The sequence below is a fragment of the Kribbella sp. NPDC002412 genome (genome assembly GCF_053592935.1).
The window spans coordinates 185,509-207,005 of sequence record NZ_JBSFBL010000004.1 but is presented as its reverse complement, the minus strand read 5'-3'; the positions used below and the strand labels follow the sequence as shown (position 1 = coordinate 207,005).

The following is a 21,497-nucleotide window of genomic DNA, read 5'->3' as shown; positions in this document are numbered from 1 at the left end:
GGGGCTGCAGGCAACTAGTGTCACGTATGAGGTCCAGGAGGACCAAAAGTTCACGAACCCTGGGGAAGGGGTTCGTGACCGGCGGAAGGAACGACCCGATGCGGACGCCTCCAGGGGCCACGTCCGGCGGGCGGGTCGCGAGCACCGGGAAGACCGGCAGAGCGTTGCTCTCCGGCGTGCTCGCGGTCTGTCTGGCCGGCTCGATGGCCGTGATTCCGGTCCAGGCCGAGGCCAAGCCGAAGCCGCCGGTCATTCCGTCCAAGGCCGCGGTCGAGCGGGCCAAGCAGGCCGCCACCGCGAAGGCCGTCCAGGTCAAGGCGATCGAGAACCAGCTGGCCGCCGCGAACGCCCGGCTCGAGCAGCTCGGGGTCGCGTCCGGGATCGCCGCCGAGGCCTACAACGGCGCCGTCTACCGGCTGCAGCAGGCGAAGGCGGAGGCCACGCAGGCGGCGGCCCGGGCAGCCAAGGCGCAGAAGACGCTGACGGCCCAGCGGCAGCAGATCGGCCGGTTCGCCGCGGCGTCGTACCAAGGTGGTGGCGACGTGGCGAAGCTTGCGCCGCTGTTCACCGCGGAGGGTCCGCAGCAGCTGCTCGACTCGGCTGGCGCGGCCCGCTCGGTGTCGGCCGCGATGCAGGGTTCGTACCTGCGCTTCACCGCGACCCAGGTGATGGCGAACCTGTTCAAGGTGCAGGCCGACGAGGCAGTCAAGAAGGTGAAGAAGGCCACCGACGAGGCGGCCAAGGCGAAGGCCGCGGCTGAGGCGGCCGAGCGGGCGCAGGCGTCCGCGGTGACCGCGATGGGCGTTCAGCGCACGCAGGCGATCACGCAGCTCGCCGTACTGCAGAACACGTCGGTCCAGGTGGCCGCCCAGCGGCAGCGGGGACTCGAGGAGCTTGCGCGCCAGCGCGCCGCCGCCATCGCCGCGAAGAAGGCGGCCGAGCTGCGCCGCCGGATCGCCGCCCGGGAGGCCGCCGAGCGGGCCCGGGAAGCGGCCGAGCAGGCCCGGGAGGAGCGCGAGCGGGCCCGGGAGGAGCGCGAGCGGCGCGAGGAGCAGCGGGAGAAGCCCAGCACGAAGCCGCCGAAGAAGAAGCAGCCCGACCGGCCGCGTGAGGACGACCGTCCGGCCCGCAAGGGCGCTCAGGCCGCGATCGAGTTCGCGCTCGACCAGATCGGTGACATGTACCTGTGGGGCGGCACCGGGCCGTCGCGCTGGGACTGCTCCGGCCTGACCCAAGGCGCCTGGGCGAAGGCCGGGGTGTACCTGCCGCACTACAGCGTCGCGCAGTACGAGCAGGTCCGGCACATCGACGAGGACGAGCTCCGGCCGGGCGACCTGATCTTCTGGTCGACCGACCCCGACGACCCGGGCACGATCCACCACGTCGCGATGTACATCGGCGACGGGCGGATGGTGCACGCGCCGCGCTCCGGCAAGCCGGTGCAGATCGACAGCGTGTACTACTGGGAGCCGCCGGACTTCTTCGGCCGCCCGTGATGAAACCCCTGCGCAGCAAGGCGAAACTCGCCTCCGCGATGTCCCGGGTCCGGCGTCGCCGGCCGGGCGTGGAGGCGAGTCAGGCGGGTACGCCGTCGAGCGCCGTGAGCAACGAAGTGCCGGGCCGCCCGGACCCGGCCGCGCGGCCGGACGCTACGCCGTACTCGCTGATCGGCTGGTAGGCGCGACGGCGCTCAGTGGCCTTCGGTCTTGAGGCGTTCGAAGGAGGCGCTGATCTCGGTCTCGGCGTCGGTCCGGCCGACCCAGGTGGCGCCCTCGACGGACTTGCCCGGCTCCAGGTCCTTGTAGACCTCGAAGAAGTGCTGGATCTCCAGCCGGTCGAACTCCGGCACGTGGTGGATGTCGCGCAGGTGCTCCTGCCGCGGGTCGCCGGCCGGGACGCAGAGGACCTTGTCGTCCGGGCCCTTCTCGTCGGTCATCCGGAACATGCCGATCGCGCGGGCGCGGATCAGGCAGCCGGGGAAGGTCGGCTCGGTGAGCAGCACCAGCGCGTCCAGGGGGTCGCCGTCCTGGCCCAGGGTGTCCTCGATGAACCCGTAGTCGGACGGGTACTGGGTCGCCGTGAAGAGGGTCCGGTCCAGCCGCAGCCGGCCCGTCTTGTGGTCCAGCTCGTACTTGTTGCGGGTGCCCTTGGGGATCTCGATGAAGACGTCGAACTCCATACGGCAGATACTGTCACGGTTCCGACCGACGAATTGACAGGAGCAGCCCGGTGGTCCGTCCTCCTCGTGCGGCGTTCGTCACGCTGCTCGCCACAGCGCTCAGCGTGAGCCTGGCGGGCGGAGCAGGCGCCGTACCCGGATCTCTCCCGATCGCGCAGGTCCAGGCGCCGGCTGTGCTGGCCCCGGCGAAGGCGGAGGGCGTCGCGCCGACCGCGGCCGGCGTGCAGAAGGCGCTGGCGGCGATCCTCGCGGACCCGGCGCTGGGCAAGCACCGGGGCATCTACGTGTACGACGCCTCGCGCGGCAAGGCGGTGTTCTCGGTCGGGTCCGCGACGCCGTACGTGCCGGCCTCCACGCTGAAGCTGCTGACGACGGTGTCGGCGCTGGAGACGCTCGGCGCCGACCACACGTTCGCCACCAAGGTGGTCAGCGCGGCGAAGGGCTCGATCGTCCTGGTCGGCGGCGGCGACCCGCTGCTGACCGTCAAGCGCCAGACCGATCCCACCGACTACCCGACGCGGGCGTCCCTGCAGACCCTGGCGGCCAGTACGGCGAAGGCGCTCAAGGCGCAGGGCGTCACCAGCGTCACGCTCGGGTACGACGCCTCGCTGTTCACCGGACCGGCGGCGAACGCGAACTGGGAGCCGAACTACATCACCGAAGGCATCGCAGCTCCCACGTCGGCGCTCTGGGTGAACGAGGGCCGATTGAGTCCAGGCATGGCCAAGCGGGCCGCCTCCCCGTCGCAGGCCGCGGCCACCGCGTTCGCTGCTCAGCTCAAGGCGTCCGGGATCAAGGTGGCCGGTGCTGTGAAGCGCGCGGTCGCGCCGACTTCCGCTGAGCCGCTTGCGCAGGTCGCGTCGCCCACGGTCGGCGAGATCGTCGAGTACGTGAACCTGCACAGCGACAACGACGGCGCCGAGGTCCTGCTCCGGCACGTCGGCCTGGCGACCAAGAACGGCGGGTCGTCCGCCGGTGGGGTCCTGGGCGTGAAGGCGACGCTGACCAAGCTCGGCCTGAACGTCAGCAAGGCCACCATCGAGGACGGCAGCGGGCTGTCGCGGACGAACCACGTGCCGCTGGATTTGCTGGCCGGTGCGGTCCGTGTGGCCGCGTCGGAGGACCACCCGGAGCTGCGGCACCTGCTGACCGGCCTGCCTGTCGCTGGGTTCACTGGCAGCCTCGAGGACCGGTTCGGCGGGGCCGGTGCGGGCACGGGCACCGGACTGGTCCGGGCGAAGACCGGCACGCTGACCGGAGTCCACAGCCTGGCCGGGATGGTCCGTGACCGCACTGGCACGCTCTTGGTGTTCGCCGTCGCGTCCGACAGCGTGCCGGTTCCCAAGACGCTGGCTGCCCGGGCAGCCCTCGACAGAGCCGCCGCAGCCCTGGCCAATTGCGGCTGCGCGGTCTGATCGGGGGGCGCATGTTGGGACATGCGACTAGGGTCGACACATGAGTACGGAAGGCCCGACTGCGGCGGAGATGGTCGACTGGCAGTTGGCGACGGGAGTTGCGCGCAAGTTGCTGCGGCCCGGCCCGGCGGTCAGCCGCGCCGAGGCGGACCAGGTGGTTGCCGAGCTGCGCCAGTTCGCGGCCGACTCGGAGCACCACGTGCGGGAGTTCACCGGGCTGCAGGCCACCTCGGCCACCGCGCCCGTGGTGATCGTGGACCGGCCGGGCTGGGTGCAGGCGAACGCGGACGGCTTCCGCACCGTGCTGCAGCCGCTGGCGGACAAGCTGCGCGAGAAGGCCGAGCGGGCCGGCGGGCTGTCGTCCGCGGTCGGCTCGCGGGTGACGGCGATCGAGGCCGGTGCGCTGCTCGCGTTCCTGTCCTCCCGGGTGCTGGGTCAGTTCGACCCGTTCTACCCGGCGCAGCCCGACCCTGACCGGCCCGGGCTGACCGGCCGGCTGCTGCTGGTCGCGCCCAACGTGATGCACGTCGAGTCCGAGTTGGGCGTCGTACCGCGGGACTTCCGGCTGTGGGTGTGCCTGCACGAGGAGACCCACCGGGTGCAGTTCACCGCGGTGCCGTGGCTGCGGGACCACCTGCGGTCCGAGATCGCGCTGTTCCTCGACCAGGCCGAGCTGGACCCGTCGGCGTACGCGGCGATGTTCCGGGAGGCCGTGCAGCGGCTGGGGCGGTCGGTGCGGGGCGAGGCCGAGCTGAGCCTGGTCGACCTGATGCAGTCGCCCGAGCAACGGGCCGTGCTGGACCGGCTGACCGCGGTCATGTCGTTGCTGGAAGGGCACGCCGACTTCGTGATGGACGGGGTCGGGCCGTCGGTGATCCCGACTGTGGACACCATCCGGTCCAAGTTCACGTCCCGCCGGCAGAGCGGCAACCCGGTGGACCAGTTGCTGAAGCGGCTGCTCGGGCTGGACGCCAAGCTGCGGCAGTACAAGGACGGCGCGGCGTTCGTCCGCCGAGTGGTCGACCAGGTCGGCATGGAGGGCTTCAACCGGGTCTGGACCGGGCCGAACACCCTGCCGACCAAGCACGAGATCGCGAATCCCGATGCCTGGGTCACCCGACTCCACGGCTGAGCCGCCGAGCCGGACGGCGGCCGAGGAGCTCGTCGAGCACCGGAGGGGGAAGTTGCACCCCGCCGTAGCCCGAACGCGGGAGGCGGTGCGCGTCATGCTCTCCGAGCTGCCCCAGGGCACCACCGTTCTGGTGGCCTGCTCCGGCGGCACCGACTCACTGGCCTTGGCGGCCGCGACTGCGTTCGAGGCCCCGAAGCTGAAGCTGCGGGCGGGTGCCGTCGTCGTGGACCACGGGCTGCAGGCTGACTCGACCCACACAGCGGAGATCGCCGCCGACCAGTGCCGGTCGCTGGGCCTCGATCCGGTCCAGGTCCGACCCGTGGAGGTCGGCAGCGATGGCGGCCCCGAGGGAGCCGCCCGCACGGCCCGGTACGACGCTCTGCGCGACGCGGCCGACGAGCTCGGGGCGGACGTCGTACTGCTGGCTCACACTCGGGACGACCAGGCCGAGACTGTATTGCTGGGGCTGGCGCGGGGCTCAGGGGCCCGATCGCTCGCTGGGATGGCCCCGGTCGCCGGTCTGCTGCGCCGGCCCTTTCTGGAGCTCCCGCGGGCGACCACCGCGGCCGCGTGCATCGCGTCCGGGCTGCGGCCGTGGCACGACCCGCACAACGAGGACCCGCAGTTCACCCGGGTCCGGGTGCGCCACGAGGTGCTCCCGGTGCTCGAGGAGGCGCTCGGTCCGGGGGTGATGGAGGCATTGGCCCGTACGGCGGGGCTACTGCGGGCCGACGCGGATGCGCTCGACATGCTCGCGGCGGACGCTGCGGAGACGTCGGTACGCCGTACTGACAACGAGGTGCACTGCGATATCGGCACGCTGGCTGCCGAGCCGGACGCCGTACGGACCAGAGTGTTGCGGCAGGCCGCGCTGGAAGCCGGGTGCCGGGCGACGGACCTGACCGCCGGGCACATCGCGGCCGTCGACGCGTTGGTCACCGGCTGGCGCGGGCAGCGCTGGATCGACCTGCCGCAGGGCGTCCGGGCGGCACGAAGGGGCGGATTCATCGTCCTGGGCCCGGATGTGACAGGCTGATCGCGTGGATGCGGCGGACATCGAGAAGGACCTGACCAAGATCCATTACACCGAGGACCAGATCCAGGCGAAGCTGCGGGAGCTGGCCGGCCGGATCGAGCGGGACTACGAGGGCAAGGACCTGCTCCTGGTCGGCGTCCTGCGCGGCGCGGTGATGGTGATGGCCGACCTGGCCCGGTCGTTCAACCGGCACGTGGAGATGGACTGGATGGCCATCTCGTCGTACGGGTCGGGCACCAAGTCGTCCGGTGTGGTCCGGATCCAGAAGGACCTGGACACCGACATCACCAACCGGCACGTGCTGATCGTCGAGGACATCATCGACACCGGGCTGACGCTGAGCTGGCTGGTCAGCAACCTGGAGTCCCGCAAACCCGCCTCGCTGGAGCTCTGCACCGCGTTCGTGAAGCCGGACGCCGCCAAGATGGCGGTCCCGGTGAAGTACGTCGGCCTGGAGTTGCCGGACGAGTTCGTCGTCGGGTACGGGCTCGACTACGCAGAGAAGTACCGGAACCTGCGCTGCGTCGCGACGCTGGCCCCGCACGTCTACTCCTGATCGGTGCCGCAGGGCAGACTTGGTGACAGCCTGTACAACAGGTCGTACCGTCCTTTGGTGACCCTCGTGCTGTGTTGTCTTGTGCGGCACGAGACACTTGGACTGGTGTTACCGTCTCAAGCCCGCATACCCGGGCCTGCCGAGCTAGGAGGGACGGGGCGTAGGCCTCGATCATGGACGTGAAGCGCATCTTCCGCGGACCCCTGTTCTGGATCGTCGTCGCCTTCCTGGGCGTACTGGTGATCGGACAGCTCCTGACCGGCTCGACCGGGTACAAGACCGAGCCGACCGGGCAGGTCGTGCAGCTGATCCAGCAGGCCACCAGCTCGTCGGACAAGACGATCAAGTCGGTCACGCTGATCGACCCCGACCAGGAGATCCGGGTCGAGAAGACCGACGGCACCAAGGTCCGGGCGCACTGGGTCGACGGCCAGGCCAACACGCTGGGCCAGGCGGTGCAGAAGCTCTACGACGACAAGAAGATCGAGCGGTACGACGTCGAGAACCCGAAGCCGAGCTTCATCGGCCAGGTGTTCTCCACCCTGATCCCGTTCCTGCTGATCGCGGTCGTCTTCATCTTCCTGATGAACTCCATGCAGGGCGGCGGCTCCCGGGTGATGAGCTTCGCCAAGTCCAAGGCCAAGCTGATCACCAAGGACACCCCGAAGACCACGTTCGCGGACGTGGCCGGCTGTGACGAGGCGATCGAGGAGCTCGGCGAGATCAAGGAGTTCCTCCAGGAGCCGGGCAAGTTCCAGGCGGTCGGCGCGAAGATCCCGAAGGGCGTGCTGCTCTACGGCCAGCCCGGTACCGGCAAGACGCTGCTGGCCCGCGCGGTGGCCGGCGAGGCCGGGGTGCCGTTCTACTCGATCTCCGGCTCGGACTTCGTCGAGATGTTCGTCGGCGTCGGCGCCTCCCGGGTCCGCGACCTGTTCGAGCAGGCCAAGACGAACGCCCCGGCGATCGTGTTCATCGACGAGATCGACGCCGTCGGCCGGCACCGTGGCGCGGGCCTCGGCGGCGGTCACGACGAGCGCGAGCAGACCCTGAACCAGCTGCTGGTCGAGATGGACGGCTTCGACGTCCGCGGCGGTGTGATCCTGATCGCGGCCACCAACCGGCCCGACGTGCTCGACCCGGCGCTGCTGCGGCCCGGCCGGTTCGACCGGCAGATCGCCGTCGACGCGCCGGACCTGCCCGGTCGCGAGCAGATCCTGAAGGTGCACGCCCGCGGCAAGCCGATGGCGCAGGACGTGGACCTGACCGCCGTCGCCCGCCGTACGCCGGGCTTCACCGGCGCCGACCTGGCCAACGTGCTGAACGAGGCGGCCCTGCTGACCGCTCGCTCGAACATGCAGGTGATCGACAACAAGGCCCTGGACGAGGCGATCGACCGTGTCATCGCCGGCCCGCAGCGCCGGACCCGGCTGATGTCGGACAAGGAGAAGGTGCTGACGGCGTACCACGAGGGCGGGCACGCCCTGGTCGCCGCCGCGCTGCCGCACTCCGACCCGGTCCAGAAGGTGACGATCCTGCCGCGTGGCCGGGCGCTCGGCTACACGATGGTGATGCCGGACGAGGACAAGTACTCGACCACCCGGTCCGAGATGCTGGACAAGCTGGCCTACATGCTCGGTGGCCGCGCGGCCGAGGAGATGGTCTTCCACGACCCGACCACCGGCGCCAGCAACGACATCGAGAAGGCGACCGCGCTGGCCCGCGCCATGGTCACGCAGTACGGCATGACCGAGCGGCTCGGCGCGATCAAGTTCGGCCAGGACAGCAGCGAGCCGTTCCTGGGCCGCGACCTGGGCAGCCAGCGGAACTACTCCGAGGAGATCGCTGCCGCGGTCGACGAGGAGGTCGGCAAGCTGATCCTGAACGCGCACCAGGAGGCTTTCGACATCCTGGTCGAGAACCGCGCGGTGCTCGACCACCTGGTCGAGGAGCTCCTGGAGAAGGAGACCCTGGACAAGCACGAGATCGCCCGGGTGTTCGCGCCGGTGGTCAAGCGGGAGCGGCGGCCGGCCTGGACCGGTTCGTCCACCCGGGTTCCCTCGGACCAGCCGCCGGTGATGCCGGTGCCGTCGCGCGCCGAGCAGAACGGCTCGCTGTCCGACGTGCTGCCGGGCGGAGCGGTCGGCCCCGACGAGGCCGTCAAGCCCCCGAACTACGGGAGCGGCCCGACCCCGCCGTCGCCGAAGGACTGAGAAAAGACGGGGATGGAGTGAGATCGTCTCCGAAGGACTGAGTTCTGATGCGAACGCCGCCACCCGCAGAGGTGGCGGCGTTCGTGTTTTCCGCTGTCTAGAGTGGCGGGATGACGTCGCCGAAGTTCGACCATGCGCGGGCTGAGCGGGCCGTGCGGGAGCTGTTGATCGCGATCGGGGAGGACCCCGACCGCGAGGGCCTGATGGACACCCCGGCCCGGGTGGCCCGCTCGTACGCGGAGATGACCGGCGGACTGGGACAACGCGCCGAGGACGTGCTCACCACCACGTTCGACATCGGTCACGACGAGATGATCCTGGTCAAGGACATCGAGGTATGGAGCCTGTGCGAGCACCACCTGGTGCCGTTCACGGGGGTCGCGCACGTCGGGTACATCCCGAGCCGGGAGGGCCGCATCACCGGCCTGTCGAAGCTGGCCCGGCTGGTCGACGTGTACGCCAAGCGCCCGCAGGTGCAGGAGCGCCTGACCACCCAGGTCGCCGACTCCCTGCTCGAGCTCCTCGAGCCGCGCGGCGTGATCGTGGTGATCGAGTGCGAGCACCTCTGCATGACCATGCGCGGCGTCCGCAAACCCGGCGCCAAGACCATCACCTCCGCCGTCCGCGGCCAGCTCCGCAACCCGGTCACCCGCGCCGAGGCGATGAGCCTGATCGTCGGCTGACCGTAGCCCCCGAAGGTCCTCGTTCGTTGGGGTTTGAGAGCCGATGTCTGTGGACATTCTGTCGCCGAGCGTTTACTTTCCGTAGTGGCGCTCGGTCGACGGGGATCGGGCACCGGCGTGAGGAGGACAGGATGTCAGGGCGTTACCGGGTCGGCGCCGCACTTGCCGGAGCCGTCGTACTGACGGCGGCTGGGCTGGTCGCGGCGAACTGGGCCAACGCCGAGTCCCGCGGCGATCGGCAGACCGCACAGGCAGGCCCGGTCGGCCAGGTGACGGGCCAGTCGCCGCTGCTGGCGGAGACGGTGGAGTCGCAGCTCGGGTCCAAGGCCGTCGGGAGCTACTACGACGACGCCGGTGAACTCGTGGTCGCGGTGTCCGACCTCGCCGCCGCACAGCTGGTCCGCGACGCCGGCGCGATCCCCAAGCTGGTCCGCTTCACCGCCGACCAACTGAACGCCGTACAGGGCGAGCTGAACCGGCTGGCCAGCAGCTCCAGCGCCGGCAAGGTCCGGTCCTGGTACGTCGACCCCATCTCAGGGACCGTGGTGGTCAGCGTGCCGAAGGGCGCGCACGACCTGATCACCGAGCGGTTCCTCGAGCGGGCCAAGGCGAACGGCGACCAGGTGACGATCCGGACCGTGACCGGCCAGGTGACGACGACCGCCGACGACTTCGGCCTGCGCGGCGGGCTGCAGGTGGACAAGAACACCGGGTACGTCTGCTCGCTCGGGTTCAACGCCCGGACCACCAAGGGCACCCGGATCTTCCTGACCGCCGGGCACTGCACGGCCGGCAAGCCGTCGTTCTCCCGGAACGGGTACGTGCTCGGCAACACCCGGACCTCCAGCTTCCCGGGCAACGACTTCGGCACGGTCGGTGTGATCGAGGGCTGGGACCAGCAGGGGTACGTCGAGGGCTGGGGAGCCGGGAACGTCGCGGTCAAGGGGATCGGGAACGCCACCATCGGCTCGACGCTGTGCAAGTCGGGCAAGAGCACCGGCTGGACCTGTGGGCGGATCGTCGCGCGCAACGTGACTGTGAACTACGGGAACAACAAGGTCGTCCGCGGGTTGTTCCAGCACACCGCATGCACCGAGGGCGGCGACTCCGGCGGGGCGAACATGACCGGCAACTACGCCCAGGGCATCTCCAGCGGCGCGGCGCTGATCAACGGCCAGTGCCTGGAGAAGCACGGCCAGACCAACGAGTCCTATGCGCAACCCGTAGCCGAAGCCCTCAAAGCCACCAAGTCCCGGCTCGTCCTCAGCAACTGAAAGCTCTCCGCCGGCAAGCCGGCGGGTGGTGGGGTGAGCCGTCGCCGAGGCCCTCAAAGCCACCAAGTCCCGGCTCGTCCTCAGCAACTGAGAGGCCACCAAGCCCAGGTTGGTTCTCAGTAACTGATGCGGGTGGCTCCCCGGGGGTCGGTGGGGGCTACTAGTGTGTGTGGGTGGGAACTGAGCCGTGGGTTGACGTCGACGGGTTGCCGAAGCTGAACCGGTGCCTGGTGATGGGTGTTGTCAACGTCACGCCCGACTCGTTCTCCGACGGCGGGGAGTGGTACGAGCCGGCGGCCGCGATCAAGCACGGGCGGGAGCTGCTGGCCGAGGGCGCCGACCTGCTGGACGTCGGCGGGGAGTCGACTCGCCCCGGCGCCGAGCGGCCGGCCCCGGAGGAGGAGATCCGCCGGGTGCTCCCGGTGATCGAGACGCTCGCGGCCGAAGGCGCGCTGATCTCGGTCGACACGATGCGCGCCAACGTGGCCGAGCTCGCGCTCGACGCCGGCGCGGTGATGATCAACGACGTGTCCGGCGGCCAGGCCGACCCGGACATGCTCCCGCTGGTGGCCGAACGCCGTACGCCCTACGTCTGCATGCACTGGCGCGGGCACTCGATCGACATGCAGAACAAGGCCGAGTACGACGACGTGGTCGCCGAGGTGATCGCCGAGCTCGCCGAGCGGATCGACGTGATGCGCCGGGCCGGCCTCGACCTGAGCCGGGTCGCCCTCGACCCCGGGCTCGGTTTCGCGAAGAACGCGGACCACAACTGGGAGATTCTGCGCCGGCTGCGGGAATTCGCCGTACTGGGTAGACCGTTGCTGATCGGTGCGTCCCGGAAGACGTTCCTCGGTAGGCTGCTCGCCGACGAGCAGACCGGTGAACCCAGACCGGCCGTACGACGAGACGACGCGAGCGCGGCTGTTTCCGCCCTGGCCGCCGCAGCGGGAGCCTGGTGTGTCCGGGCCCACGCGGTGGCGCCCAGCGCGGACGCGGTCCGGGTGGCGAAGAGATGGGGAACGGTATGACGGACGGAACCGGCGGCGGTCCGCGGCACGGCACCAACGGTGAGGGTGCGCGCGGCGCCACGGTCGAGGACGTCGTGCTGACCGCCAACACCGCGTTCTACAACGCGTTCGAGGCCGGCGACCTGGACCTGATGGCGGCAGTCTGGCTGCCGGAGCCGGACCCGGTCTGCATCCATCCGGGGAACGCGGCGATCTCCGGGTACTCGGAGATGATGCGGGCCTGGGCGATGATCTTCGCGAACACGCCGTACATCCAGTTCTTCCTGACCGATGTCCAGGTACGGGTGGATGAAGACGTGGCTTACGTCACGTGTACGGAGAATGTCCTGTCGTCGGGGGAGGGCGCTCCCGAGGAGGGGTTCGCCGGGGGCAAGGCGCTGGCCACGAACGTCTTCCGCAGAACTTCGTCCGGCTGGCGGTTGTGGATCCACCATGCCTCCCCGGTACTGTCGTCGTCTGGGGGCCGACAGGAGGAGGCGCCGTGAGCGAGCGGAGCGAGGTCACCATTCAACACAGCGCTCCACCTCCTGCCGACGTGATCGAGATCCGTGGCATCCGCGGTTTCGGGCGGCACGGTGTCTTCGAGCACGAGCGGGCCGACGGGCAGGAGTTCGTCGTGGACGTCCGGCTGGAGCTGGACACCCGGCCCGCCGCGGCCTCCGACGACCTGGCCGACACCGTGAACTACGGGGTGGTGGCCGAGCAGGTGCACAAGGCGATCGAGAGTGACCCGGTGGACCTGATCGAGACCCTCGCCCAGCGCATCGCGGACCTGTGCCTCGCCGACCGGCGGGTGACGGCGACCGCGGTGACGATCCACAAACCCTCGGCGCCGATCACGGTGCCGTTCGACGACGTTGTCCTGACCGTGCAGCGCAGAGCCGGAGAATCCTCGTGACTGAGACCCCTAGTCCCCACGTCATCGACGCGGACACCCTGAGCGGTGGCCTCAAGCCGATCCGCCAGGTGATCCTGTCGCTCGGCAGCAACCTCGGCGACCGGGAAGCGAACCTGCAGGGCGCGGTCGACGCGCTGCGGGACACCCCGGACGTGGTCGTGGTCGAGGTCTCCCCGGTCTACGAGACCCAGCCGATCGGCGGGCCGGAGGAGTCCGGTCCGTACCTGAACATCGTGCTGCTCGCCGACAGCACGCTGCCGGTCGAGATGCTGCTGGACCGCGCGCACGCGATCGAGCAGGCGTTCGGCCGCGAGCGCAGCGTGCCGGGCGCGCCGCGGACGCTGGACGTCGACCTGATCACCTACGGCCAGAAGACGATCGAGTCCGAGGAGCTGACCGTTCCGCACCCGCGGGCGCACGAGCGCGCGTTCGTGCTGGCGCCGTGGCTGGACATCGAGCCGGACGCGGTGCTGCCCGGCCGGGGCCCGGTGAGCGAACTGCTCGCCAAGGTCGGCTCCGAAGGCGTGACCAAGCTCGACATCGAGCTGCAGTAGTGGTGTCCGGCGGTCCCGAGTCCGGCCGGGCGCCCGGCAACGGGCCTGGCAAGGAGCCGCCGCGCCCCGGTTCGGTCCGGCCGACCTCGCGCTGGCTGCTGGTCGCGATCGCCGTCCTCGGGGCGGCGATCGGGCTGACCATGGTCCAGGCGATCGAGTCCGGCGGCGGGGTGGCGCCCGCGGTGTCCTGGCTGACGCTGGTCGCGTGGGCCTTCCTGGCCGCGCTGCTGTTCGTCGCCGCCCGCAACACCCACCAGCGGATCCAGGTACGGCGGGAACGGGTCGAGCCGTCCCGCGCGGTGTTCCTGCTGCTGATCGGCAAGGCGAGCGCATTCGTCGGCGCGTTGTGCACCGGTGTCTACGCAGGGTTCGCGTTATCCTTCCTGGAAGCGGTGGGCTCCTCAGGGCCTCGTAACCGTGTGATCATGGCCGGTGCCGCGGCCGTGGTCTCAGTGCTGGTCGTCACGGCCGGATTGTTGCTCGAACGCGCGTGTCGTATTCCCGAGGACCCGGACGACACCCCCTAACATGGCGACCCATGGGCTCAAGGGGTAACCGCCGTCGAACCAGGGCCACTGTTCTCGCCGTCGCCAACTCACTGCTGGTGGTCGTCTGCGTGGGCGTCTCGATCGCCCTGTTCTCGCAGAACCAGTGGATTCTGCGCGCGGCCGCCGTCGTCGCCGTCCTGGTCGCCGTCGGCGCCTCACTGCTGGTCCGCCACCAGCTCCTGGTCGAACGCCTGGCCCACTCCGAGGAACGCGCCCAGGTGGCCCAGGAGTACTCCCGGATCACCAGTGCCCGAGTGGTCGAGAACGCCGAGTTCGTCGACCTGATGCAGCGCCGGCTGGACAAGATCGACCAGCGGCTGGACAAGATCGACCAGGAGGTCGCCACGGTCGTTGCCGCCGGCGACAAACACTCCCAGGCCGACGCCCCGACCGTCGTCGACCTCAAGCTGCGAGGTCTGGCCGCGTCCTGACTCCGCGCCCATACTGCGGTGTGGGGGTGATGTCCATGGGGCTGGACGCGAACTATCCGGCCGTGACGATGAACGACCCGAACGGGCACGTCACGGTCTACGACCAGGACCATTTCCCGATCGGCCGGCTCGGGCCAACGCCGTACGAGTCACCGTCGGTGAATGTGACCTGCCTGCGGGAGGCGTGGAACGACGCGTACTGGTACCGGCTGCTCAACCCGGACGGCTGGGACTACCCGGCGTCCGCCGCCTACGTCTCGGCCGACGAGACGCACGAGCTGAACCCGGGCCAGCCGTACCCGATCCCGGAGTGCCGCAGCGTCGGCTGCCGCCGCAAGGCCGGCCAGGCCGCGGCCGCGGGGGTGCTGGCGGCCGGTGTCTTCACGGCGGTTCGGTCCTGGCGCCGCAGATCGGACTCGCCTGACCCGGCTTGAGGAGGTCGCGTAGGTTCTGACCTGTGGATATCTCCGAACTGCTGAAGGTCGCCGAGGCCGCCGTCGACGAGGGCCGGAAGGTGACCGACACCCGGGCGCCGGGGGAGCTGACGTCCAAGGGGGACCGGGACATGGCCTCCGAGGTGGACTTCGCGGTCGAGCGCGCGGTCCGGGCGTTCCTGGAGCGGGAGACGCCCGGCATCGGGGTGCTGGGCGAGGAGGAGGGTGGCGCGACCGGCGGCACCCGGTGGGTCCTCGACCCGATCGACGGGACGGTGAACTTCGTCCACGGGGCCCCGCTGTGGGGGATCTCGCTCGGCCTGATCCACGAGGGCCGGGCGATCGCCGGCGTCATCGACCACCCGGCGCTCCGGACCAGGTACGCCGCCGCCGAAGGGCTCGGCGCGACCTGCAACGGCACGCCGATCCGGGGCAGTGAGTGCACCCGGCTCGCCGACGCGCTGGTTGCCGTGGGCGACTTTGCCGTCGGCCCGGACGCGGCCGCCCAGAACGCGGAGCGGCTGGCACTGACCCAGCTGCTCTACCCGCGGGTGCAGCGGATCCGGATGATCGGTACGGCGGCCACCGCGCTGACCTGGGTCGCGGCCGGGCACTTCGACGCGATGGTGATGTTCTCCAACAAGCCCTGGGACACGATGGCCGGCGTGGCGATCGCCCGCGAGGCAGGGGTCGTCGTCCTCGACCTGGACGGCTCGGACCACAGCCCGGAGTCGCGCGGCACCTTCGCCGTCGCGGCCGGGATCCGCGAGCCGGTCCTGGAGCTCATCACCCAGGCGACCGGCTGACCTACTTGTCGATGTCCCCGACCACGAAGAACATGCTGCCGAGGATGGCGATCATGTCGGGGATGACGGTGCCGGGCAGCAGCGCGGGCAGGGCCGAGATGTTGTTGAAGCTCGCCGACCGCAGCTTCAGCCGCCAGGGCGTCTTGTCGCCGCGGGAGACCAGGTAGTAGCCGTTGATCCCGAGCGGGTTCTCGGTCCACGCGTAGGTCTGGCCTTCGGGGACCTTGAGGATCTTCGGCAGCCGCACGTTCACCGGCCCGGCGGGCAGCGCCGACAGCTTGCCGATGCAGGCGTCGACCAGGTCCAGCGACACCTTGACCTGCTCGAGCAGCACCCAGAACCGGGAGAAGCAGTCGCCGTCCGGCCGGGTGACGACCCGGAGTACGCCGTCGCGCAGCAACTCGTCGTACGCGAGGTAGGGCTCGTCGCGGCGGAGGTCGGCGTCGACGCCGGAGGCGCGGGCGATCGGGCCGGACACGCCGTACTGGGCGACCAGCTCGGGGGAGAGCCGGCCGACGCCGACGGTCCGGGCCCGGAAGATCTCGTTGCCCATGACAATGTCCTCGATGTCCGGCAGCCGCTTGCGGACCGCGGCCGAGGCGGCCGCGGCGCGGCCGAGCCAGCCGTACGGCAGGTCCTCCTTGAGGCCGCCGACCCGGTTGAACATGTAGTGCATCCGGCCGCCGGACAGCTCCTCCATCACCGCCTGCAGGGTCTCGCGCTCGCGGAACGCGTAGAAGACCGGGGTGATCGCGCCGAGCTCGAGCGGGTAGGAGCCGAGGAACATCAGGTGGTTGAGGATCCGGTTCAGCTCGGCCAGCAGCGTGCGCAGCCAGACCGCGCGGACCGGGACCTCCAGGCCCATCATCCGCTCGACCGCGAGCACCACCCCGAGCTCGTTGCTGAACGCGGACAGCCAGTCGTGCCGGTTCGCCAGCACGATGATCTGGCGGTAGTCGCGGACCTCGAACAGCTTCTCCGCGCCGCGGTGCATGTAGCCGACGATCGGCTCGCAGCCGACGATCCGCTCACCGTCCAGGGTCAGCCGCAGCCGCAGCACGCCGTGCGTCGCCGGGTGCTGGGGGCCGATGTTGAGCACCATGTCCGTGGTCGCCAGCTCCGAGCCGGTCCCGGTCCCGCCCCGCTCGTACGCAGGGTCGAATCCGGCCGCCCCCGCGCCGATACCCACCACTCGTTCGGTACTCATGACCCTAGTGTGCCGTGGGCGGCGCAGCTTGGCGCTGCCTGGACGCCAGCAGCACTCAACCTGCACCACCCACGGCGCACTTTCGTGACAGGCTTGGTGCGTGGATGACCTCTTCGCACCCTCGGATGTCAGCTGGACGCCGGTCTCGCCGAAGCTGGCGTCGGTCCGGCGGGTGAACGCGGCGATCACGTTCGGTGTGCTCGGACTGGCGGCCCTGCTGATCCTGGGGCTGACGCTGGGCTGGGTGTACGGCGTCCTGGCGCTGGTCGTGTTCGCGGCCGGATTCGGCTGGTCGTGGGCGCTGATCGGGCGGAACCAGCGGTCCTGGAAGTACGCCGAGCGCGAGGACGAGCTGCTGGTCAGCCACGGGATCATGTTCCGCGAGCTGGTGGTGGTGCCGTACGGGCGGATGCAGTTCGTGGACGTGACGGCCGGGCCGCTGGAGCGGGCGTTCGGGATCGCGACGGTGGAGCTGCACACCGCGACTCCGGCCACTGACGCGAAGATCCCCGGGCTGCACCCGGACGAGGCGAGCCGCCTGCGGGACCGCCTCTCCGCCCTCGGCCAGGCTCAGGCGTGGGGCCTGTGACCGAGCAGCCGCAGCCTGTGCAGGCGCCACCCGTCCAGCCGCCACCGGAGCCGTCCGGTGCGCGGCTGCACCCGCTGACCCCGTTCGTGAAGGGCTGGGGGTACTTCGTCGTCGCGGCGATCGCGATGGTGAACAACGAGAGCCTGCGCAGCAACCTGACGCTGGCCGGCTTCGGGCTGGTCGCGGTGCTGGTCGGCGGCATCCTGCTCGGCGCGCTGTCGTGGTGGTTCACCAAGTGGCAGCTGACCGACGACGCGATCCGGGTGGACAGCGGGTTCCTGTTCCGCCGGACCCGGATCATCCGGTTCGACCGGATCCAGGCGATCGACGTCGCGCAGCCGTTCGTCGCCCGGCTGTTCGGGATGGCCGAGCTGCGGATGGACGTGGCCGGCGGCGGCAAGAGCGACGGCAAGCTCAGCTACTTCACGTTCGACGAAGCCGTGAAGCTGCGCACGATCCTGCTGGTCCGGGCCAAGGGCGAGCACGCAGTCGAGCACTCCGCCCAGCAGCCCGAGCCGGAACCGATCCTGACCGTCCCGACGAACCGCCTGCTCGGGGCGACCCTGCTGTCCTCGACAGTCATCGCGAGTGCCGGCGGTCTGGTCTGGCTGATCATCGCCACCACCGTGCTGGAATTCCACATCGGTCTGTTCGCCGGTCTGCCGCTGCTGCTCGGTGTCGTGCAGCCGATCTGGAAGCAGGTCGTCGGCAACCACGGCTTCACGCTGTCGGAGAGCCACGACGGGCTGCGCACCAAGCGTGGCCTGTTCGACGTCCAGCGGCAGACTGTCCCGCCTGGTCGCGTGCAGGGCCTGCTGATCACCGAGCCGATCATCTGGCGGCTGCTGGGCTGGTCCCGCGTGGACCTGGACATCGCCGGCGTCGCGGGCAACCCCGCCGAGGGCGAGGACGACCGCGAGGGCGCACAGCTCCTGCCGGTCGGGGACCGTGGCGAGGTGGCCTTCGTGCTGGCCCGCATCCTGCCCGGCCTGGACCTCGCCCAGATCCAGATGCACCAGGCACCGGAGCGGGCCAAGTGGCTGCGTCCGATCGGCTGGCGCTACCTGTCGTACGGCTTCGACGGGCAGGTGCTCGTGACCACGCGCGGCTGGGTGAGCCGCCGTACGTCGATCGTCCTGCACCACAAGACGCAGTCGGTGCGGCTGGAGCAGGGGCCGTTGCAGCGGCGGCTGGGCTTGGCAAACGTGCACGTGGACACGCCACTCGGCCCGACCGATGCCATCGCGCTGCACCGGGACCAGTTCGAGGCCGGGCAGCTGCTGGAGGCTCAGGCGGACAGGGCTCGCGAGGCTCGTCGTACGGTGCCTTCGCCGATTGCTGTCCAGACCCACCCGAACCCGCCGAGTCCGGAAGGGTCCAGCAACTCCGCAGCCTCACCAGCCGACGACAGCTCGGCCACGTAGCGCAGTGGGTCCGTCTGAGCCAGCACGAGGCTCGGACGGGACGCGCTCACGCCCAGCGCCCGCAACGCGTCCCTTTGCAGCACAAGCGATCCACCCAGCGAGTCCAGCGCGACATGCGCCGTCACGTCGCAGGAGCCGTCCAGCACCGGGTCACACTCGCGGCCGTCCCGGAAGCCCGTGACAGTCCCGTACGGCGGTCGCCCTGCCCGCTCGTGCCCGTAGTCGATCGCGACCGCCATCCCGCCCTCGGCAAGTCGCTCCACCACCGATGCCCACGCCAGGTCGCGAGCCCGGCCGATCTCCGCCCGATCTCCTGGCTCCTGCAGCGGCCACCACTCCTCGAGCCACTGCAGATCGTTGCCCGAGACAACCGCACCCAACGACAGGTCGGCCAGCAAATAGCGCGGTACGCCGTCCTCGTCCAGCTCGGCGAGCTCGCACGGCACGTTGTCCAGCCACTCGTTGGCGACTGCCAGACCGGTGATGGATGCAGGCAGTTCGTCGTCCAGCTCCAACTCGACGACCGTCAGGCCCTCGGACCGCAGCACCTTGCCGAGCTCACCCGACCCCGAGCCGATGTCGACGACCTCCGATGCGCCCACCGCGCGAGCCAGCCGCGCCAGCGCACGGCCGAACAGCTCTGACGCGTGCACAGAGGTCCGGAAGTGCGCAGCCGGCCGCTCTCGCCGGTAGAAGCCCTCAGGGCCGTACAGCGCGTTCTCCCAGCCCTCCCGGAAGCTGATCACAACGGAACCGCGCCGATCTGCCGCCAGACACCGTCCTCGCCTTCACGCCACAGCCCAACCTCGGTCAGCCGGACAGTGGGCGCAGGTGCGGCAGCCAGCGCTTCTGTCGCCTCGGCGACGACGTCCGGCCCGCCCTGGGCGGCCGACGAGATGGTGAGGTGCGGATGCGGGTCCGGAAACTCACCGCCGTAGGGCGGACACTCCGGGAATGCCTCGAACACCGCCAGCAGCAGTGCGCGGACGGTGTCGAAGGGCTCGGGCCGCAGCCAGGCCGTGCCGTTCGGGAACTGTCCGGCCGTCGGGAAGCTGAGGTCGAACGGCTCGAACGACGACAGCGCGTCCTCGAGCCGCCGGACGGCGAGACCGCCCGGCTCGTCGACCCACGGCACCAGCACGGTGACGTGCGGTGGGATCAGCTCGGTCAACGGGACGTGCGGACGGGCCGTCGAGTGCGACACCGAGCGCCAGCGGTCGGTGTAGTCGGCCAGCTCGGGCACTGTGATCAGAATCGCGGACAATCCGGTCTTCGCAGCCCATGCATCGCTCACCACGGCATGCTCTCATCACCTACGCTGAAAGCTGGATCGTCTGGTACCCCGCCGTGGGACTGGAACGAAGAGAGTGAGTATGGAACGGATCGGCTTGATCGGAGCCGGCCGGGCCGGAACCGCCCTGGGAGCAGCCTTGGCGGCAGCCGGGCATCCCCTGGTCGGTGTCACCGCTCGGTCCGGCGCGTCACGTGACCGCGCCGCCCGGCTTCTTCCCCATGTGCCGGTGCTGACCGCCGACGAGGTCGCGACCCGCGCCGACGTCGTGCTGGTCGCCGTACCCGACGACCTGATCGAGGACGTCGTCCAGCAACTGCCTCTGACCAGCAGCCAGTACGTCGTACACCTGTCCGGGGCACACGGCCTGAAGCCGCTGCAAGGGTCTGAGGCGATCCCAGTGGCATTGCACCCGGCCATGACGTTCCCCGGCGGCGCTGTGCGGCTGGAGGACGCCATGTTCACGGCGACGGCACCGGACCAGGCCAGAGAGCTGGTCGAGCGGCTGGTGAAGGCCCTCGGGGCGCAGGTGCAGTGGGTGGCCGACGAGCAACGCGCGCACTACCACGCCGGCCTCGTGCACGGCGCGAATCACCTGACAACGCTGGTCACGCAGGCCCTCGCCGTACTGCGGGAGGCCGGTGTGCAGGATCCGGCCGCGACACTCCGGCCACTGGTGACCGCAACCCTCGACAACACGCTGCGATCCGGTCATCATGCGCTCACCGGGCCCATCGCCCGGGGCGATGTCGACACGGTGGCGGCACACCTGGCCGGGCTGCAGGACCGGACGGCGAGCACGTACGCCGAGCTGGCCCGGGCGACGGTCGAGCTGGCCGCGGCGGACGGACGGTTGGACCCGGACACGGCGGCACGGTTCCAGAAGGTGCTGAACGGGGAACCAGGCGAGCGGTATCGGACAGGGGAGGCACCGCGATGAGACTCACCCAGACGAAGGCCGAGCTGCGGGCGGCGGCCGCGATCCGGCCCCGGGCGGTCGTGATGACGATGGGCGCCCTGCACGAAGGCCATGCGGCCCTGCTCGCCGAGGCCCGGGAACGCGTCGGCCCGGACGGCAGCGTCGTCCTGACCATCTTCGTGAACCCGTTGCAGTTCGGGCCGTCCGAGGACTTCGACCGCTATCCGCGCACCTTGGCCAGCGACCTGGCGATCGCCAAGAACGAGGGCGTCGACCTGGTGTTCAACCCGTCCCGCGACGAGCTGTACCCGAACGAGCCGTCCATCACCGTGCACCCGGGTCCGCTGGCCGACGAGCTCGAGGGGGTGTTCCGGCCGGGCCACTTCTCCGGCGTGCTCACCGTGGTGGCGAAGCTGCTGCACCTGACCGCGCCGGACCTGGCGTTGTTCGGTGAGAAGGACTACCAGCAGCTGACGCTGATCCGCGAGATGGCGTGCGACCTGGACTGGGACGTCGACATCGTGCCGGTGCCGACCGTCCGGGAGGCGGACGGTCTCGCGATGTCCTCACGCAACCGGTACCTGGACGAGACCGAGCGTGACGAGGCGCTGGTGCTGTACCGGGCGCTCACCGCCGGCGCCAAGGCGGGGATGAACGGCCCGGACGCCGTGATGGCCGCGGCCCAGGCGGAGCTGGAGGCGGTCCCGTCGGTGAAGATCGACTACCTCGCCCTGCGGGCGCCGGACCTCGGCCCGGTGATCGGCCCCGGCGAGGCCCGGATGCTGATCGCCGCGCGAGTCGGGACCACCCGTCTCATTGACAACATTTCCATCACGCTCCGATGAAATCGATTGATACCGTCGCGGGATGACCGTGCTGA

General features: G+C 70.3%; 24 protein-coding genes and 1 pseudogene. 21 read left to right on the top strand and 4 right to left on the bottom strand.

The features are described 5' to 3' along the window. Positions 1–98 precede the first annotated feature (98 nt). Both ACWCOV_RS05295 and ACWCOV_RS05290 read left to right on the top strand, forming a co-directional pair. Positions 99–1,496 carry a C40 family peptidase gene (locus tag ACWCOV_RS05295; RefSeq protein ID WP_449827964.1) on the top strand — a complete coding sequence of 466 codons (1,398 nt, stop codon included), beginning with the start codon at positions 99–101 and terminating at the stop codon, positions 1,494–1,496. Further along, positions 1,496–1,678 carry a hypothetical protein gene (locus ACWCOV_RS05290; protein WP_449827963.1) on the top strand — a complete coding sequence of 61 codons (183 nt, stop codon included), beginning with the start codon at positions 1,496–1,498 and terminating at the stop codon, positions 1,676–1,678. Before ACWCOV_RS05295 ends, ACWCOV_RS05290 begins: the two co-directional genes overlap by 1 nt. 12 nt (positions 1,679–1,690) lie before the next feature. On the opposite strand, the gene ACWCOV_RS05285 is transcribed toward ACWCOV_RS05290, so the two are convergent. Then, positions 1,691–2,179, bottom strand: coding sequence for an inorganic diphosphatase (locus ACWCOV_RS05285; protein WP_337001929.1), 489 nt, complete (start codon positions 2,177–2,179; stop codon positions 1,691–1,693). A gap of 50 nt (positions 2,180–2,229) precedes the next feature. Between ACWCOV_RS05285 and dacB the strand changes: the two genes are divergently transcribed. From dacB to ACWCOV_RS05210, 15 genes are all read left to right on the top strand, one after another. Beyond that, positions 2,230–3,594, top strand: a complete 1,365-nt coding sequence (gene dacB, locus ACWCOV_RS05280) for a D-alanyl-D-alanine carboxypeptidase/D-alanyl-D-alanine endopeptidase (RefSeq protein WP_449827962.1) — start codon at positions 2,230–2,232, stop codon at positions 3,592–3,594. Between the two features lie 40 nt (positions 3,595–3,634). Then, positions 3,635–4,726 carry a zinc-dependent metalloprotease gene (locus ACWCOV_RS05275; protein ID WP_449827961.1) on the top strand — a complete coding sequence of 364 codons (1,092 nt, stop codon included), beginning with the start codon at positions 3,635–3,637 and terminating at the stop codon, positions 4,724–4,726. A 94-nt stretch (positions 4,727–4,820) separates the two neighbouring features. Continuing rightward, positions 4,821–5,762, top strand: coding sequence for a tRNA lysidine(34) synthetase TilS (gene tilS / locus ACWCOV_RS05270; RefSeq protein WP_449827960.1), 942 nt, complete (start codon positions 4,821–4,823; stop codon positions 5,760–5,762). 4 nt (positions 5,763–5,766) lie between these two features. Next, positions 5,767–6,318, top strand: coding sequence for a hypoxanthine phosphoribosyltransferase (hpt, locus tag ACWCOV_RS05265; RefSeq protein ID WP_360517698.1), 552 nt, complete (start codon positions 5,767–5,769; stop codon positions 6,316–6,318). A gap of 173 nt (positions 6,319–6,491) precedes the next feature. Beyond that, positions 6,492–8,528: an ATP-dependent zinc metalloprotease FtsH gene (gene ftsH / locus ACWCOV_RS05260; protein WP_449827959.1), complete on the top strand. Its 2,037-nt coding sequence runs from the start codon at positions 6,492–6,494 to the stop codon at positions 8,526–8,528. A gap of 110 nt (positions 8,529–8,638) precedes the next feature. Continuing rightward, a complete protein-coding gene (folE, locus tag ACWCOV_RS05255) occupies positions 8,639–9,211 on the top strand; it encodes a GTP cyclohydrolase I FolE (protein ID WP_449827958.1) in 573 nt (190 codons plus the stop codon). A 131-nt stretch (positions 9,212–9,342) separates the two neighbouring features. Further along, the gene (locus ACWCOV_RS05250; RefSeq protein WP_449827957.1) at positions 9,343–10,485 is read left to right on the top strand and encodes a S1 family peptidase; all 1,143 of its coding nucleotides are present in this window, start codon (positions 9,343–9,345) and stop codon (positions 10,483–10,485) included. Between the two features lie 233 nt (positions 10,486–10,718). After that, the gene (folP, locus tag ACWCOV_RS05245; RefSeq protein WP_449827995.1) at positions 10,719–11,516 is read left to right on the top strand and encodes a dihydropteroate synthase; all 798 of its coding nucleotides are present in this window, start codon (positions 10,719–10,721) and stop codon (positions 11,514–11,516) included. Continuing rightward, positions 11,513–12,001, top strand: coding sequence for a nuclear transport factor 2 family protein (locus tag ACWCOV_RS05240; RefSeq protein WP_449827956.1), 489 nt, complete (start codon positions 11,513–11,515; stop codon positions 11,999–12,001). Before folP ends, ACWCOV_RS05240 begins: the two co-directional genes overlap by 4 nt. Next, positions 11,998–12,414: a dihydroneopterin aldolase gene (gene folB, locus ACWCOV_RS05235; RefSeq protein ID WP_449827955.1), complete on the top strand. Its 417-nt coding sequence runs from the start codon at positions 11,998–12,000 to the stop codon at positions 12,412–12,414. The genes ACWCOV_RS05240 and folB overlap by 4 nt, the downstream gene beginning before the upstream one ends. Beyond that, the gene (gene folK, locus ACWCOV_RS05230) at positions 12,411–12,968 is read left to right on the top strand and encodes a 2-amino-4-hydroxy-6-hydroxymethyldihydropteridine diphosphokinase (RefSeq protein WP_449827954.1); all 558 of its coding nucleotides are present in this window, start codon (positions 12,411–12,413) and stop codon (positions 12,966–12,968) included. The genes folB and folK overlap by 4 nt, the downstream gene beginning before the upstream one ends. 2 nt (positions 12,969–12,970) lie before the next feature. Beyond that, positions 12,971–13,495 carry a DUF3180 domain-containing protein gene (locus ACWCOV_RS05225; RefSeq protein ID WP_449827953.1) on the top strand — a complete coding sequence of 175 codons (525 nt, stop codon included), beginning with the start codon at positions 12,971–12,973 and terminating at the stop codon, positions 13,493–13,495. 11 nt (positions 13,496–13,506) lie between these two features. Then, positions 13,507–13,947: a hypothetical protein gene (locus ACWCOV_RS05220; RefSeq protein WP_449827952.1), complete on the top strand. Its 441-nt coding sequence runs from the start codon at positions 13,507–13,509 to the stop codon at positions 13,945–13,947. A gap of 35 nt (positions 13,948–13,982) precedes the next feature. Then, positions 13,983–14,381, top strand: coding sequence for a hypothetical protein (locus tag ACWCOV_RS05215; protein ID WP_449827951.1), 399 nt, complete (start codon positions 13,983–13,985; stop codon positions 14,379–14,381). 23 nt (positions 14,382–14,404) lie between these two features. Then, positions 14,405–15,187 (top strand): inositol monophosphatase family protein, encoded by a 783-nt coding sequence (locus ACWCOV_RS05210; RefSeq protein WP_449827950.1) that lies wholly within the window; start codon positions 14,405–14,407, stop codon positions 15,185–15,187. A gap of 1 nt (position 15,188) precedes the next feature. Here ACWCOV_RS05210 and ACWCOV_RS05205 read toward each other — a convergent pair whose 3' ends face one another. After that, positions 15,189–16,394 carry an NADH-quinone oxidoreductase subunit D gene (locus ACWCOV_RS05205; RefSeq protein ID WP_449827949.1) on the bottom strand — a complete coding sequence of 402 codons (1,206 nt, stop codon included), beginning with the start codon at positions 16,392–16,394 and terminating at the stop codon, positions 15,189–15,191. A 100-nt stretch (positions 16,395–16,494) separates the two neighbouring features. Here ACWCOV_RS05205 and ACWCOV_RS05200 point away from each other — a divergent pair, with 100 nt between their 5' ends. After that, positions 16,495–16,983 carry a PH domain-containing protein gene (locus ACWCOV_RS05200; protein WP_449827948.1) on the top strand — a complete coding sequence of 163 codons (489 nt, stop codon included), beginning with the start codon at positions 16,495–16,497 and terminating at the stop codon, positions 16,981–16,983. Then, a complete protein-coding gene (locus ACWCOV_RS05195) occupies positions 16,980–18,407 on the top strand; it encodes a PH domain-containing protein (protein WP_449827947.1) in 1,428 nt (475 codons plus the stop codon). Before ACWCOV_RS05200 ends, ACWCOV_RS05195 begins: the two co-directional genes overlap by 4 nt. A gap of 107 nt (positions 18,408–18,514) precedes the next feature. On the opposite strand, the pseudogene ACWCOV_RS05190 reads toward ACWCOV_RS05195, so the two are convergent. Both ACWCOV_RS05190 and ACWCOV_RS05185 read right to left on the bottom strand, forming a co-directional pair. Further along, positions 18,515–18,955, bottom strand: a pseudogene (locus tag ACWCOV_RS05190) (SAM-dependent methyltransferase); the annotation flags it as partial. A gap of 194 nt (positions 18,956–19,149) precedes the next feature. Further along, positions 19,150–19,701, bottom strand: a complete 552-nt coding sequence (locus ACWCOV_RS05185) for a 2'-5' RNA ligase family protein (RefSeq protein WP_449827946.1) — start codon at positions 19,699–19,701, stop codon at positions 19,150–19,152. A gap of 79 nt (positions 19,702–19,780) precedes the next feature. On the opposite strand from ACWCOV_RS05185, the gene ACWCOV_RS05180 reads away from it, so the two are divergent. Beyond that, positions 19,781–20,638 (top strand): Rossmann-like and DUF2520 domain-containing protein, encoded by an 858-nt coding sequence (locus ACWCOV_RS05180; protein ID WP_449827945.1) that lies wholly within the window; start codon positions 19,781–19,783, stop codon positions 20,636–20,638. Then, positions 20,635–21,462, top strand: a complete 828-nt coding sequence (gene panC, locus ACWCOV_RS05175; RefSeq protein ID WP_360517653.1) for a pantoate--beta-alanine ligase — start codon at positions 20,635–20,637, stop codon at positions 21,460–21,462. Before ACWCOV_RS05180 ends, panC begins: the two co-directional genes overlap by 4 nt. Positions 21,463–21,497: the final 35 nt, after the last annotated feature.

Coding starts and splice junctions, on each gene's coding strand:
- folE (WP_449827958.1), top strand. CDS start 8,639: ATGACGTCGCCGAAGTTCGACCATGCGCGGGCTGAGCGGGCCGTGCGG.
- tilS (WP_449827960.1), top strand. CDS start 4,821: ATGCTCTCCGAGCTGCCCCAGGGCACCACCGTTCTGGTGGCCTGCTCC.
- folP (WP_449827995.1), top strand. CDS start 10,719: ATGGGTGTTGTCAACGTCACGCCCGACTCGTTCTCCGACGGCGGGGAG.
- ACWCOV_RS05295 (WP_449827964.1), top strand. CDS start 99: ATGCGGACGCCTCCAGGGGCCACGTCCGGCGGGCGGGTCGCGAGCACC.
- ACWCOV_RS05220 (WP_449827952.1), top strand. CDS start 13,507: ATGGGCTCAAGGGGTAACCGCCGTCGAACCAGGGCCACTGTTCTCGCC.
- ACWCOV_RS05215 (WP_449827951.1), top strand. CDS start 13,983: ATGGGGCTGGACGCGAACTATCCGGCCGTGACGATGAACGACCCGAAC.
- ACWCOV_RS05205 (WP_449827949.1), bottom strand. CDS start 16,394: ATGAGTACCGAACGAGTGGTGGGTATCGGCGCGGGGGCGGCCGGATTC.
- ACWCOV_RS05290 (WP_449827963.1), top strand. CDS start 1,496: ATGAAACCCCTGCGCAGCAAGGCGAAACTCGCCTCCGCGATGTCCCGG.
- ACWCOV_RS05285 (WP_337001929.1), bottom strand. CDS start 2,179: ATGGAGTTCGACGTCTTCATCGAGATCCCCAAGGGCACCCGCAACAAG.
- ACWCOV_RS05275 (WP_449827961.1), top strand. CDS start 3,635: ATGAGTACGGAAGGCCCGACTGCGGCGGAGATGGTCGACTGGCAGTTG.
- ACWCOV_RS05240 (WP_449827956.1), top strand. CDS start 11,513: ATGACGGACGGAACCGGCGGCGGTCCGCGGCACGGCACCAACGGTGAG.
- ACWCOV_RS05180 (WP_449827945.1), top strand. CDS start 19,781: ATGGAACGGATCGGCTTGATCGGAGCCGGCCGGGCCGGAACCGCCCTG.
- panC (WP_360517653.1), top strand. CDS start 20,635: ATGAGACTCACCCAGACGAAGGCCGAGCTGCGGGCGGCGGCCGCGATC.
- ACWCOV_RS05250 (WP_449827957.1), top strand. CDS start 9,343: ATGTCAGGGCGTTACCGGGTCGGCGCCGCACTTGCCGGAGCCGTCGTA.
- ftsH (WP_449827959.1), top strand. CDS start 6,492: ATGGACGTGAAGCGCATCTTCCGCGGACCCCTGTTCTGGATCGTCGTC.